The organism is Chthoniobacterales bacterium, assembly GCA_036569045.1.
GTDB lineage: Bacteria > Verrucomicrobiota > Verrucomicrobiia > Chthoniobacterales > JAATET01 > JAATET01.
In genome coordinates this window covers 1-12866 of record DATCRI010000075.1, presented here as the reverse complement: position 1 = coordinate 12866, position 12866 = coordinate 1, and the positions used below count along the sequence as shown (strand labels likewise).

The window sequence follows — 12866 nt, the reverse complement described above, 5'->3', positions numbered from 1 at the left end:
AGGCGGGCGGCGAGCTCGGGATCCTGCGTGGAGATGCCGGCGGGATCGCGGCCATCCTGGTAGTCGTCGAAGAAGCCGGCGGCGCTGCCGAGTTTCTCGTAGTCGGCCTGGTATTTCGGGTTGTTGCAGCCGAGGGCGATCAACGCGGCGGTGCCGATGGACACGGCGTCCGCGCCCATGGCGAGGGCCTTCGCGACATCGGCGCCGGTGCGGATGCCTCCAGAAACGATGAGCTGGACCTTGCGGTGCATGTCCATTTCCTGGAGCGCCTCGACGGCCTGGCGCAGCGCGGGGAGCGTGGGAATGCCGACGTGCTCGATGAAGACATCCTGCGTGGCGCCGGTGCCGCCCTGCATGCCGTCGAGCACGACGACGTCGGCGCCGGCCTTCACGGCGAGCTTCACGTCGTAGTAGGTGCGCGAGGCGCCGATCTTGATGGAGATGGGCTTCTCCCAGTCGGTGATCTCGCGGAGTTCCTCGATCTTGATGGCGAGGTCGTCGGGGCCGGTCCAGTCGGGATGCCGGCAGGCGCTGCGCTGGTCGATGCCCTTCGGCAGCGTGCGCATTTCCGCGACGCGGTCGCTGATCTTCTGGCCGAGCAGCATGCCGCCGCCGCCGGGCTTCGCGCCCTGGCCGAGGACGATCTCGATGGCGTCGGCCTTCCGGAGGTCGTCGGGATTCATGCCGTAGCGGGACGGCAGGTATTGGTAGACGAGCAGCTTGGAATGGCCGCGCTCCTCGGGCGTCATGCCGCCATCACCGGTGGTCGTGCTCGTGCCCATCTCGGTGGCGCCGCGGCCGAGGGCTTCCTTCGCGTTCGCGGAGAGCGCGCCGAAGCTCATCCCGGCAATGGTGATGGGGATCTTCAACTCGAGCGGCTTCCTGGCGAAGCGCGTGCCGAGAGTGACGTCCGTCGCGCACTTCTCGCGATAGCCTTCGAGCGGGTAGCGCGACATCGAGGCGCCCAGGAAAACGAGGTCGTCGAAATGCGGCAGCGCGCGCTTGGCGCCAAAGCCGCGGATGTCGTAGATGCCGGTCTCGGCAGCCCGCTGGATCTCGTGGATGACGTTGCGGTCGAAGGTGGCGGATTCGCGCAGGCCGGGTCGGGGTCCGTTCATCGTTAGTAGCTCGATGCGTTGTCGATTTTGAATTGGTAGAGGTTGCGGGCCGATCCGTAGCGACGGAAATCCGCGGGCTTCGTGTCGGATTGGGATTTCTCCAGCGTGGCGGCGAGCCACTCGAGATGCTCGGGACGCATGTCCTTTTCGACGCAATCCGCGCCGAGGCTGGCGACCTTGCCGCGCACGAAGAGTCGCGCCTCGTAAATGGAATCGCCGAGCGCGTCGCCCGCGTCGCCGCACACGACAAGGTTGCCGGCCTGCCCCATGAAGGCGCTCATGTGGCCGACGGATCCCTTCACGACGATGTCGACGCCCTTCATGGAAATGCCGCAGCGCGCCGAGGCGTCGCCGTCGATGATGAGCAGCCCGCCGTGGGCGGTGGCGCCGGCGGACTGGCTGGCGTTGCCTTTCACGTGGACGAGGCCGGACATCATGTTCTCCGCGAGGCCGGTGCCGGCGTTGCCCTCGATGATGACGGTCGCGAGCTGGTTCATGCCGGCGCAATAGTAACCGGCGTGGCCCGCGATCTCGACGTGCAGCGGGGCATCGAGTCCCGGGGCGAGCGCGTGCGCGCCTTTCGGATTCAGCACGCGCCACGTTCCCCCGGCGGCCGCGTGCAGGGCGGAGTTCAATTCCCGCACGCTGGCGGTATCCAGGTCGACGACGTTCACGCGGCGTGGCTCCAGTTGTAGACTACGCCAGGCTCGGGCTCCCACAGACGGGCGTTTTCGATGCCGGGCAGGCCGGCGAGCGAGCGATACTCCGACGCCATGGCAACGTAGTCGTCGGTCTCGGCCATCACGGCGGGCTTGCAGGCGATGGGATCGCGCAACACGGCAAAGCCTTCCTCCGTGCCGACCGCAAAGGTGTAGAAGCCGTCGAGATCCTCCAAGCCGGCCACGAGAGCTTCCTTCAATCCGAGCCCCTGCCGCAGCCGCCACGTGAGGTAGCCGGCGGCGACCTCCGTGTCGTTCTCCGTATGAAAATCGATGCCCTCGCGGCGGAGATTCGTGCGCAGGCGGTTGTGATTGCTCAGCGAGCCATTGTGAACGAGGCAGAGGTCCATGCCGGTCGAGAACGGATGCGAGCCCGCCGTGGAGACCGCGCTCTCGGTCGCCATGCGCGTGTGGCCAATCGCGTGCGTGCCGGTCATGCGGCGAACGCCGAACCGCTCGACGACTTCCTGCGGCGTGCCGGTTTCCTTCATGATCTGGATGCGCCGGCCGATGCTCATGATCGTGACGTCGGGCGCAAGTTCCGCGAGCGCGAGGCGCAGCGTGGGTTCGTCGGTCGAAGCAACGAGGAGTGCGTGGGTGGAATTGATCGAGAACTCGACCGGGCCGCCCACGCGTTCTTCGAGCGCCGCCACGAGCCGAGTCCAATCGTAATCCGTCGCCGGATGCTGCAGCGAAATCTTGATGGCGCCCTCGGGGGCGGCCGCATTGTAGACGGCAAAACCGGCGCTATCGGGTCCGCGTCCGCACATCGTCTCGAGCATGGGCGCGAACAATCGGCCCAACTCCTGCTCGTAATCGGAGTTCTTCAGAAACAGTCCAACGATCCCACACATAAATTTGGAAATTCCGCTTTTCTTTCGCGAAATGTTTCCTTAGACGCAACATAAATTTCCTGAAATGAGCACCCGAGAAGAGATCAAGGAGCGGATGGCGGTGGAAGGCGTGGAGTTTGTGCTCGCGCAGTTCGTCGATGTGCACGGCGCGGCGAAGGTGAAGATGTGTCCGGCCGGCACGCTCGATGCGCTCGCCGACGACGGCGCGGGCTTTGCCGGCGCGGCGGTGTGGGGCATGGGCCAGGGGCCGCATTCCCACGACATGCTCGCGCGGGTGGACCTCGACAGCTACACGCCGCTGCCGTGGATGCCGAACACGGCGCGTTTCGCCAGCGACCTCTACGTCGACGGGAAGGCCTACGCCTACTGCCCGCGCGTGAATCTCAAACGCGTGCTTGGCACGCTGGAAACCAAGTTTGGCTATCGCGCGAATATCGGCATCGAGCCCGAGCATTTCCTCGTGACGAAACAGCCCGACGGCAGCATCGCGGTTTGGGATCCGAACGACGTCGATCAGCTCGCAAAGCCCTGCTACGACTTCAAGGGCATCGCGCCGGCGATGGGTTACCTGCAGGACATCACGACCTACTGCAACCAGCTCGGCTGGGGCGTCTACCAGGCCGATCACGAGGACGCCAATGGCCAATACGAGATCAACTTCGATTATTCGGACGCCCTGACCACCGCCGACCGGCTCACGTTCTTCAAGATGATGACGAGCCAGATCGCGCCGAAATATGGAGCGATCGCGACGCACATGGCCAAGCCGTTTGCGGACCGCACCGGCAGCGGCGCGCACATCCACTACCACCTTGCGGATCTGGCCACGGGCGAGAACGCCTTCACCGACCACGAGGATCCGCGCGGCTTTGGCCTGTCGAAGACGGCGTATCACTTCCTCGCCGGCGTCTTGCGGCACGCTCCGGCGCTTTGTGCGATCGGTTCGCCGACGCCAAATTGCTACAAGCGCCTGCAGGTCGGTCCCGGCCTGATGAGTTCGCGCTCCGGCTTCACCTGGACGCCTGCGTTCATCAGCTACGGCGACAACAATCGCACGCAGATGCTCCGGATCTGCGGCCCGGGACACATCGAGGACCGCACGATCTCCGCGGCGGTGAATCCCTACCTGCTCTTCGCGGCCTACCTCACCGCCGGTCTCGATGGCATCGCGAAGGAAATGCCGATCGGGAACCCGAATCTCGGCAATCTCTACACGATGCCGCGCGCCGAGATCTACAAGCGCGGCCTCGTCACCCTGCCCCAGTCGCTGCGCGACGCCCTCATCGAGCTCGAGCAGGATTCCATCGTCCTCGAGGCCCTCGGCCCAATCGCCAGCGAATTCCTCAAGGTGAAGTGGCAGGAGTGGAACGAATACCACCGCCAGGTCTCGCGGTGGGAGATCGGCCAATACCTGACGATGTTTTGAAGACGTTCGACGTCGCCGTCCTTGGCGTGGGTGGCATGGGCAGCGCCGCCTGTCTGCGCCTTGCGGAAGCCGGCCTGCGCGTGCTGGGGGTCGAGCAGTTTTCGATTCCCAATACGCGCGGAAGTTCGCACGGGGCGACGCGCATCCTTCGCCTCGGCCTGCACGAGAGCGCGAAGTATGTCCCGCTCGTCCTGCGCGCCGCGGAGCTCTGGGACGAACTCGGCGCGCGCACCGGCCAGCAAATTTTCCACCGCATCGGCAGCCTCGACGTGTCGCTGCCGGACGGCCCGATTTTCCGCGGCTCCCTCGGCGCCTGCGAGCGATGCGACATCGCGCACGAGGTGCTCGATGCAGCAGCCATTCGCGTCCGATTTCCGGCGCTGACCCCCGCGCCGGGCATGATGGGGGTCTTTCAGCCTGGCTCCGGTTTCGTCGTGCCCGAGGCGGCGATCACCTCGCACGTGAACCTCGCCCTCGCCGCTGGCGCGGAGATTCACGGTCACGAGCGCGTGCTCGGCTGGACCGGCCGCGAGGGAAATTTTGTGATCGAGACGGATCACGATCGCTACGCCGCGGCGCAGATCGTCGTCACGACCGGCGCGTGGCTCGGCAAGCTGCTGCCGATGCCGGTCGCCGCCGAGCGTTGTGTCCTCGGCTGGTTTGCTCCGGCGCGCAATGCCGCCCAATTCGGCGAGGATCGCCTGCCGGTCTGGATTGTCGACTCCGAGACGACCGGGCATTTCTACGGCTTTCCGATTCACGGCATTCCCGGTTTCAAACTGGGCCGGCTGCGCGAAACGCCATCGCCAGCGGTGGATCCCGATGAGCCGCGCCGCGAGCCCGATCGCGAGGACGAGGCCGACATGCGGCAGTTCATCCGCGAGATTTTTCCCGACGCCGACGGGCCCGTGCTCTCGATGGAAACGTGTTTCTTCGAGAACACCCCGGACCGCTCGCCGATCATCGACCGGGTGCCGGGGCACGAGGGCGTGTGGGCGATCGGCGGCTTCAGCGGACACGGGTTCAAATACGCGAGCGCCATTGGCGAGGTCGCCAGAGATCTCCTCACGAAGGGCGAATGTGCGTTCGACCTGAGGCCGTTTCGCGCCGATCGTTTCGCGGCATGATCGAGACATTTTTCGAGTTTCTGCGGTTCCCGTCGATCAGCGCGAAGCCGGAGCATGCCGGCGACGTGCGGGCCTGTGCCGATTGGCTGAGCGCGCTGCTGGCATCCTGGGGACTCGAGAGCACGGTCGAGGAGACGGGGGGAGCGCCGGCCGTCGTGGCGAAGTCGGCCGCCCTTCCCGGCGCGCGCACCGTGTTGCTCTACGGTCACTACGACGTGCAGCCGGTCGAGCCGCTGGCGCTTTGGGAAACTCCGCCCTTCGAGCCGGCCGAGCGCGATGGATTCGTGTTCGCGCGCGGCGCGACGGACAACAAGGGGCAGACGTTCTCGCATCTCATCGGGCTGCGTCGTCTGTTGAACGAAGGGCCGCTGCCGGTCAACCTCACGATCCTGCTGGAAGGCGAGGAGGAGGTCGGCAGTCCGCACCTCGGCGCCTTTGTGCGCGCCAATCGCGCGCGGCTCGCCTGCGACGTCGCGTTGATTTCCGACACGAGCATGATCGAGCCCGGTTGGCCCGCGCTCACGCTCGGCTTGCGCGGCATCGCGTGCTTCGAAGTCGCCGTGCGCGGTCCCAGGGCCGACCTGCATTCCGGGATGTTCGGCGGCGTCACCCCGAATCCCGCGCTCGCGCTGGCAAGAATCCTGGCTCGGATGCATGATGCCGAGGGGCGCATCGCCATCCCGGGGCTCTCCGACGACGTCCTGCCGGTGCCCGGGATCGAGCGAGAGGCCTGGCGGCAGCTTCCGTGGGATGCCGCGTGGTTCGAGCTGACCACCGGCGCGCCGGCCCGCGCAGGCGAGACGGCATTTTCGGTGCTGGAGCGCGTCTGGGCCCGGCCGACCGCCGAGATCAATGGCCTGACGAGCGGACACCAGGGCGCCGGTTCGAAGACGATCATTCCGGCCGAGGCGACCGCGAAACTCAGCTTCCGCCTCGCGCCGAATCAGGATCCCGGCCGCGTCGCGGAGTGCGTGATCGCCTGGTTCGAGGCGGCATTTGCCGCGGAGGGGCTGCCCGGCGAAGTCGTTTACGATCACGGCGGACTGCCCTTCTACACGCCGCCGGAGAATCCCTTCATCGCGGCTGCCCGCGCGGCCCTGGAGGAGGTTTTTGGGCGTCCGCCGGCACTCACGCGAGAGGGGCTCAGCATTCCGGTCGCGGCGCTGCTCCAGCGGGAACTTGGCATCCCCGTCGTCCTCGCCGGCCTTGGCCTGCCCGATTGCAATGCCCATTCGCCCAACGAATCCTACCCCCTCGCGCACCTGGAGCTCGGGGCCACGGCATTCGGCGCCCTGCTGCGGCGTTTCGCTGGCGTCTGACGGCAAAATTTCCCATCCTCCCGCGGCAATGAGCGATTCATCTTTGTTCCGCGAGAAAATGGAATCCGCCGGCATGAGCGAGCCGGCCATTCGGGCTTTCGAAAGAGCCTACGGCCAGCTCGTTGCGAAGGAGACGGCGATGTTGCCCGAAAGCGTGATTGCGCCGGTCGAATCGCTGCCCGCCGCAGAATCTCTGCCGGAGCCCGATGCCGAGGAAACCGGAAAGCTGCTCGCCCAGTGCGCGATCTTGAAACTCAACGGCGGCCTTGGCACGAGCATGGGCCTCGATCGCGCGAAGTCGCTGCTCGAGGTGCGGCCGGGAGTGACCTTTCTCGACCTCATTGCGCGGCAGGTCGCCCATTTCCGTCGGACGACCGGCGCGGACGTCGGTTTCCTGCTGATGAACAGCTTCAGCACGAGCGCCGACACGCGGGCGTTTCTCGCGAAGCATCCGGAACTCGGCGATCCCGACGCGATCGAGGTGCTCCAGAACAAGACGCCGAAGATCGACGCCGCGACACTCGCGCCCGCCGAATGGCCGGCAAATCCCGAGCTCGCCTGGTGCCCGCCCGGTCACGGCGACCTCTATCCCGTGCTGGCCGGCTCCGGCGCGCTCGATCGCCTGCTCGCCGCCGGCGTGAAGTATCTCTTCGTCTCGAACTCCGACAACCTGGGCGCCACGCTCGATCCGAAGCTGCTCAAGTGGTTCGCGGAATCCGGCGCGCCCTTTGCGATGGAGGTGACCGCGCGAACGCCGTCGGACCGCAAGGGCGGCCACCTTGCGCTGCGCGATGGCAAGTTGCTCCTGCGCGAGTCGGCCCAGTGCCCGGACGCGGATCTCGGCGATTTCCAGGACATCACGAAGCACCGCTTCTTCAACACGAACAACCTCTGGCTGCGTCTCGATCGCCTGCGCGACGCGCTCGCGGAAGCCGGCGGCTTCCTGCCCCTGCCGGTCATCCAGAACAAGAAGACCGTCGATCCTCGCGACAAGAAATCGACGCCGGTTTTTCAGCTCGAGACGGCCATGGGCGCGGCGATCGAGTGCTTTGCCGACTCCGTGGCGATCGTGGTGCCGCGCACGCGCTTCGCCCCGGTGAAGACCACCGGCGACCTGCTCACGCTGCGTTCGGACGCCTACGTGATCGGCGACGACGGCACGGTGCAGCTCGCGCCCGAGTGCGCCGGGGTGCCGCCGAAGGTGGACCTCGACGACAATTTCAAGCTCGTCGACCAGCTCGAGGCTGCCCTGCAGGACGGCGCTCCGTCGCTGAAGAATTGCGCGAGCCTCAAGGTCAGCGGCCCGTTTGCGTTCTCCCGCGAAATGATTTTCGAGGGAGACGTGCAGGTCGTCGACGGCCGGATCGCCTGACAGGCGTCAGGCGGCGGCCTTCGGGAAGCTGCCGAGGATTTTCACCGCCCGGCAGCGGCGGGAGAGCTCGCGCAGCACATCGCCGAAGTTTTCGTGCCGCGAGTGGCCGTCCACTTCGACGAAGAAAAAGACGTCCTCGCTGCCCTTCGCGGCTGGACGGCTCGCGAGGTGGCTGAGGTTGAGCTCGGCGTCGCGGAAGGGCTCGAGCGCCTCGAGGAGCGCGCCGGGCTTGTTTTCCACGCGGAGCATGAGCGTGGTGCGGTCGGCGCCGGTGATCGCCGTCGAGGTGCGGGCCATCACGAAATAACGGGAGGTGTTCTCGTTGTCGCCAGGCGTGCCGTCGGGGGTGGAGTTGATCTCGGCGCAGATTTGCAGGTCCGTGCCGGCGAGTGCGTCGAGCGTCTGGTGCGGGGCGCCGTGGCCGGCTTCCTCGATCGGCACGACGCCACAGTCGCCTTCGCCGCGGCCGACGGCGGCGAAGAGATCGCTGACTTCGTTGTAGAAGGAATAGCTCACGCTGGAGCCGAAACGGGCCTTCGCGGCCTGGTGGCAGGCGCCGCCTTCCGGGCCGAAGCAGGAGATCGTGACGTCCTTTTCGAGCGCGAGTGCGGCGGACATGATCTCGCGGTAGATCGCGCGGATGGCGCCTCCGGAAAGCGGGCCTTCGCTGCGCTCGCAGAGGCTGCGAAGGAGGGAGGCTTCGCGGTCGGGAGCGTAGATCGGCAGGCCGTCGCGGCTCTTGATCCGGCCGACTTCGAGGGCCAGCGTGGCGCGTTCGTTGAGAAGCTTGAGAAGTTGCGAATCGATCGTGTCGATCTTTTCGCGGATATCGGTCAGTTCACTCATTGGTGGGCGGGAGCGGCTCGGAAGCCGGCTCGGTTTCGGGAGTTGCCGGCGTGGGGGCTTCGGCGGTCGGTTCTCCGGCCGGAGCGGTCTCATCGGCCGGGGCGGGAGTTTCCTCGGGTTTTGGAGCGTTTGCCTCCGCGATGGCGGCGGCGGCGCGGCGCAGTTCGGAGGCGTTGGGAAGTTCCTCGAGATCGCGCAGGCCGAAATGCTCCATGAAATGGCTGGTCGTCTCGTAGAGCAACGGGCGGCCGGGCACGTCGGCGCGGCCGGCGATGCGGATGAGCTGGCGGTCGAGCAGGGTCTGCATCACTCCGTCGACGGCAACGCCGCGCACGGCCTCGAGATCGGCGCGCGTGGCGGGCTGGCGGTAGGCGATGATGGCCAGCGTCTCGAGCGCGGGCGCACTGAGGCGGGCCGGCTTGCTCTCGGGAAAGAGCTGGCGTAGCCACGGCGCAAAGGCCGGCGCGGTGACGAGCTGCCACCCGGCGACGGTTTCGCGAATCTCGAAGGCATGGCCGGCGGCGGCGTAATCCGCCGAGAGGGCGTCGATCGCCTCGATGATCTCGTTTTCCTTCGTCTTCGCGAAGGCGCCAATCAGCGGATTTTCCTTCGCGGCCTCGGCGGCGCCCCGTAGGGCGGCGGCGATTTCCTTGGCGGAAATGGGCTTCTGCGAGGCGAAGACAAGCGCCTCGACGATATGCTTGAGCGCGGGGCCCTCATGGACCTCGACCGGCGCCGGCTCGATGGGGGCGTTGGGAGTTTCGTCGCTCACGATTCCACCATGGTCGACGTGAACAGCGGGGTGACGCCTTCGCTGCGCTCGATCCAGATCTCGGCGAAATGCACGTCCTGGCGCACGCGGAGCTGCTTCATGCGAATGAGCTCGAGCATGGCGAGGAAGGTGACGACGATCTCGGTGCGGGACGCGTGGTCGGGGAACATCTCCTCGAACTTGATGGGCACGCCCGCCGAGATGATGCGCAACACGTGGTCGATCTTGTCCGCGACGGTGAAGTTCTCCTCGAAGATCTCGCGGAGGTTCTCCTGCTTGGGCGTGCGCCGCTTGAGGACGTTCTGGAACGCGCGGATGAGGTCGAAAATGCCGACCTCTTCGACGAGCAGGTTCTCGGCATCGGGCGCGAGTTCCGGGGCGGCGGGCACGCGGGCGTAGAGATTCTCCTGCGCGGCCTCACGCTCGCGGAGCTGGTTCGCGGCTTCCTTGAACTTCTTGTATTCGATGAGCTGTCGGATGAGTTCCCAGCGGGGATCGTCCTCGTCGGCGTCTTCCTCGGCCATTTGCTGGTCGGCGGGCAGCAGCGTGCGGCTCTTGATGTAGAGCAGGTTCGCCGCCATGACGATGAACTCGCCAGCGAGATCGATGTTCAGCAATCGAAACGCGTCGAGATACTCGAGGTATTGCTTCGTGATGCGCTCGATCGAGATTTCGTAGATGTCCACCTCATCGCGTTTGATGAGATACAGCAGCAGGTCGAGCGGGCCTTCGAAGACGTCCAGCTTGACTTTGTAATCACCCTCCATGCGGAAAATCGCGGGGAATCCCTGGGAACGACCGGGCGCGCCTTAGCGGCGCGCGTAACCGCGTTTCACGCTCTCGGTGGCGAGCTGCGCCTTGTGCTTCCTGGTCGAGGTGAGCTTCGTCTTCCGCTTGCGGAGCTGCTGGGCGAGCTTGTCGACGACCTTGTCGATGGCGGCGTAGAGATCGGCCTCGCTATCCTCGGCGTGGATGTCCGGGCCCGGAACGGCGAGATGCACTTTCACGCTGTAGCGCTTCGTCTTCGTCTCGTCGTGCATGAGGACGACGTGGGCGGCGATGATGCAGTCGGTGATGGCTTCGAGATGCTCGACCTTGTCCGCCACATACGAATGGATGGCTGCAGTGAGGACCAGATGCCGGGGGCTGAGGTGAATTTGCATGGTCTGAATTTGGACCCGTCTGCGCGAGTGCGCTAGGAAAATGAGGTTCCGTTACCGGGGCAGGACCGCGAGGAAATTTCGCACCGTGGAGAACTCGCGACGGTAAAAAGGCTTGTCTTTTGTGGCAACCCAGAGGCCGCTGGACGACCCGCCGTCGAGATTGAGCGCCTGCTGGATCCGGAAATCGGGCCAGACGGCGGCAGCGGACAGCACCGCGGCGGAGTCGGCGAGGGTGCTCGACGAGACGAGCAGCAGGGCCCAGCGGCCGTCGCCCGTGGTTGCCACGACGGTGCGCAGCGCGACACGGGTCGCATTCAGTCCGGAAATCGGCGCGCCGCCCTCCACGAGGAAAGGGCCCGCCTGGAGGGCCTCGGTATCCGCGGCCGAGGGCGTGAATTTTCCGGCGCGAACGATGCGCGGCCGGCCCTTCGTGACGACGAAGACACCGCTGAGAAGCTTTGCGCGCTCGAGGGCGTGGATCTTTTTTCCGCCCGCGATCATCAGGCCGAGCGGTGTGTTGTCGGGGTGGAAATAGGCGCCATTCGTGCCGGCGAGCGCCCCGGCGGCCGACATCGCCGCGCCGAGGGAGTCGACGGAGGCATTGTCGATGACGGCAAAGCGAGCCTGCTTCGCGGAGAAGAAGACGCCCTGCACGCGCACGGCGCGGCCTTCCCGCCGGGCCTCGCGCTCGATGAATTGCGCACCGCCGGGCAGGTCGGCGACCGTGCGGCGGAACTCGAGGGTCCATTCGGCGCGGGCGAGCGGCGTCAGGCCGCAGAGAAGCAGGGTGAGGAGCAGACGCATCGGGGGAGTTCAGCGAGAAGGAGGCGAGGAAGCGAGCGCGCAGGTGCGTTCCAGAAATTCGGCGAGGGTGGCGGCGAAGATCTGGCCGGCGGGGCCGGTGAGGTTGAAGTCGAAGGCGTGTCGGGCCCAGGGGAGCGCGAGGAACGTATGGGGGACACGGAGTTCCTCGAGGCGGGCGGCGAAGCGTTCGCTTTGGGGGAACCAGACAAGCTCGTCCTGCGGGCCGTGGAGGAGCAGGAAGGGCGGGGCGCCGGGCTGCAGGGTCTGGTAGGCGGAGGCCTCGCGGTAGTGCGCGGGCTCCTCGTCCGGGCGGCCGCCCAGGTAGCAGCGCAGCAGCCAGCGGGAGCGGAGGATGTCGTTCTCGCGGCTGTGTTCGTAGGCGAACGCCATGTCGAACGGCGTGTAGAGACACACGCAACCGCGCAGCCAGGGATGGCCGCCCGGAGCGGCGATGGCGCTGACGATCTGGCCGCCGGCGGACCGGCCAAAGAGCACGATGCGGTCGGGGTCGATGTCGAGATCGGCGGCATTCGCGCGGAGGTGATCGACCGCGGCGAGAATGTCGTCGCGCTGGGCGGGCCAGGCGCCGGTCGGGACGAGACGGTAGTTGACGGAGGCCACGGCGTAGCCGCGGGCGGCCAGCCAGCGATGCCAGCCGGCGAGTTCCTGCGAATTTCCGGCCATCCAGCCGCCGCCGTGGGCGACGACAACGAGCGGGGCGTTCGGCGCTTCGGCCGGGAAGAAGTCGATGCCGAGTGGGCCGCCGGGTCCGTCGATGACCATGCGTTCGCCGGAGGGGTGATGATTGATCGAGAGCCGGAGCAGATCGCGCCAGCGAAAGGCGGGTGAAAATCGGGCGGCGCGGAAGGCGGGGGTGAGCAGCAGCGCGGCGGCGGCGAGGAAGAGCCCGCTGGCGATCGAAGGGGCGCTGAGTGCGGCGAGGAGGAGGGCGACTCCGGCGAACCAGTGGCCGACCTCGGTCGCGCCCACGGCGAGGAAGACGAGCGGCAGCGTCGGCGCCCGAAAGACGGCGAGCAGGCCGAGGCCGACGAACGCGAGTGCCGCGAGAATCCCGAGCGCCGCCATCAGGCGGCGAGGAGGAGCTTGAAGAGGTGGTAGGCGACGAAGGCCACGCCGATCGAGGCGGCAATCGCGATGGCCAGGACGCCACCGATCAACGCCGTCACGAAGAGCCAGTCGCCGGCGGTGGATTTCGCGATCACGCCCTTGCCGGAGTGGCGTTGGAGCAGTTCGTAGTTGCGGCGGTTCGACTTGAAGAAGGCCGAAAAGACGTCGCCGGCCCCGGGGATGGCGCCGACGAGGGCGTTGACGAGAACGTTGAGCGC

Annotated in this window: 14 protein-coding genes; 4 read left to right on the top strand and 10 right to left on the bottom strand. The window is 66.6% G+C overall.

What is annotated here, in order from left to right; all coding sequences use genetic code 11:
* From VIM61_13660 to VIM61_13650, 3 genes are all read right to left on the bottom strand, one after another.
* A partial coding sequence (locus VIM61_13660; protein HEY8901453.1) for an FMN-binding glutamate synthase family protein occupies positions 1-1118 on the bottom strand: 1118 nt, incomplete at its 3' end.
* A gap of 2 nt (positions 1119-1120) precedes the next feature.
* Complete coding sequence (locus VIM61_13655) at positions 1121-1792, bottom strand: hypothetical protein (protein ID HEY8901452.1); 672 nt, start codon at positions 1790-1792, stop codon at positions 1121-1123.
* On the bottom strand, positions 1789-2691 hold the full coding sequence (locus tag VIM61_13650) for a glutamine amidotransferase family protein (protein ID HEY8901451.1): 903 nt from the start codon (positions 2689-2691) through the stop codon (positions 1789-1791). The genes VIM61_13655 and VIM61_13650 overlap by 4 nt, the downstream gene beginning before the upstream one ends.
* A 64-nt stretch (positions 2692-2755) precedes the next feature.
* Between VIM61_13650 and glnT the strand changes: the two genes are divergently transcribed.
* The 4 genes from glnT (at position 2756) to VIM61_13630 (ending at position 7935) form a co-directional block, all read left to right on the top strand.
* On the top strand, positions 2756-4117 hold the full coding sequence (glnT, locus tag VIM61_13645; protein HEY8901450.1) for a type III glutamate--ammonia ligase: 1362 nt from the start codon (positions 2756-2758) through the stop codon (positions 4115-4117).
* Positions 4114-5244 carry an N-methyl-L-tryptophan oxidase gene (gene solA, locus VIM61_13640; protein HEY8901449.1) on the top strand — a complete coding sequence of 377 codons (1131 nt, stop codon included), beginning with the start codon at positions 4114-4116 and terminating at the stop codon, positions 5242-5244. Before glnT ends, solA begins: the two co-directional genes overlap by 4 nt.
* Positions 5241-6563, top strand: coding sequence for a dipeptidase (locus VIM61_13635; GenBank protein HEY8901448.1), 1323 nt, complete (start codon positions 5241-5243; stop codon positions 6561-6563). The genes solA and VIM61_13635 overlap by 4 nt, the downstream gene beginning before the upstream one ends.
* 73 nt (positions 6564-6636) lie before the next feature.
* Positions 6637-7935 carry a UTP--glucose-1-phosphate uridylyltransferase gene (locus VIM61_13630; GenBank protein ID HEY8901447.1) on the top strand — a complete coding sequence of 433 codons (1299 nt, stop codon included), beginning with the start codon at positions 6637-6639 and terminating at the stop codon, positions 7933-7935.
* A 6-nt stretch (positions 7936-7941) separates the two neighbouring features.
* Here the strand turns inward: VIM61_13630 and pheA are convergent, their stop codons facing one another.
* The 7 genes from pheA to VIM61_13595 form a co-directional block, all read right to left on the bottom strand.
* Positions 7942-8781 (bottom strand): chorismate mutase, encoded by an 840-nt coding sequence (gene pheA, locus VIM61_13625; GenBank protein HEY8901446.1) that lies wholly within the window; start codon positions 8779-8781, stop codon positions 7942-7944.
* Positions 8774-9553, bottom strand: a complete 780-nt coding sequence (gene scpB, locus VIM61_13620) for an SMC-Scp complex subunit ScpB (GenBank protein ID HEY8901445.1) — start codon at positions 9551-9553, stop codon at positions 8774-8776. The genes pheA and scpB overlap by 8 nt, the downstream gene beginning before the upstream one ends.
* Positions 9550-10320 carry a segregation/condensation protein A gene (locus VIM61_13615; GenBank protein ID HEY8901444.1) on the bottom strand — a complete coding sequence of 257 codons (771 nt, stop codon included), beginning with the start codon at positions 10318-10320 and terminating at the stop codon, positions 9550-9552. Before VIM61_13615 ends, scpB begins: the two co-directional genes overlap by 4 nt.
* Positions 10321-10362: 42 nt before the next feature.
* A complete protein-coding gene (raiA, locus tag VIM61_13610; protein ID HEY8901443.1) occupies positions 10363-10716 on the bottom strand; it encodes a ribosome-associated translation inhibitor RaiA in 354 nt (117 codons plus the stop codon).
* A 51-nt stretch (positions 10717-10767) separates the two neighbouring features.
* Positions 10768-11520 carry a phosphodiester glycosidase family protein gene (locus VIM61_13605; protein ID HEY8901442.1) on the bottom strand — a complete coding sequence of 251 codons (753 nt, stop codon included), beginning with the start codon at positions 11518-11520 and terminating at the stop codon, positions 10768-10770.
* 9 nt (positions 11521-11529) lie between these two features.
* The gene (locus VIM61_13600; protein HEY8901441.1) at positions 11530-12606 is read right to left on the bottom strand and encodes an alpha/beta hydrolase; all 1077 of its coding nucleotides are present in this window, start codon (positions 12604-12606) and stop codon (positions 11530-11532) included.
* Positions 12606-12866, bottom strand: a 261-nt coding sequence (locus tag VIM61_13595; protein ID HEY8901440.1) for a DUF4112 domain-containing protein, incomplete at its 5' end; no start/stop codon positions are given. The genes VIM61_13600 and VIM61_13595, both read right to left, overlap by 1 nt.

Bases quoted from the DNA above. Each gene is read 5' to 3' on its own strand.
- VIM61_13650 (HEY8901451.1), bottom strand. From the start codon at position 2,691: ATGTGTGGGATCGTTGGACTGTTTCTGAAGAACTCCGATTACGAGCAG.
- glnT (HEY8901450.1), top strand. From the start codon at position 2,756: ATGAGCACCCGAGAAGAGATCAAGGAGCGGATGGCGGTGGAAGGCGTG.
- VIM61_13635 (HEY8901448.1), top strand. From the start codon at position 5,241: ATGATCGAGACATTTTTCGAGTTTCTGCGGTTCCCGTCGATCAGCGCG.
- VIM61_13630 (HEY8901447.1), top strand. From the start codon at position 6,637: ATGAGCGAGCCGGCCATTCGGGCTTTCGAAAGAGCCTACGGCCAGCTC.
- pheA (HEY8901446.1), bottom strand. From the start codon at position 8,781: ATGAGTGAACTGACCGATATCCGCGAAAAGATCGACACGATCGATTCG.
- VIM61_13615 (HEY8901444.1), bottom strand. From the start codon at position 10,320: ATGGAGGGTGATTACAAAGTCAAGCTGGACGTCTTCGAAGGCCCGCTC.
- raiA (HEY8901443.1), bottom strand. From the start codon at position 10,716: ATGCAAATTCACCTCAGCCCCCGGCATCTGGTCCTCACTGCAGCCATC.
- VIM61_13605 (HEY8901442.1), bottom strand. From the start codon at position 11,520: ATGCGTCTGCTCCTCACCCTGCTTCTCTGCGGCCTGACGCCGCTCGCC.
- VIM61_13600 (HEY8901441.1), bottom strand. From the start codon at position 12,606: ATGGCGGCGCTCGGGATTCTCGCGGCACTCGCGTTCGTCGGCCTCGGC.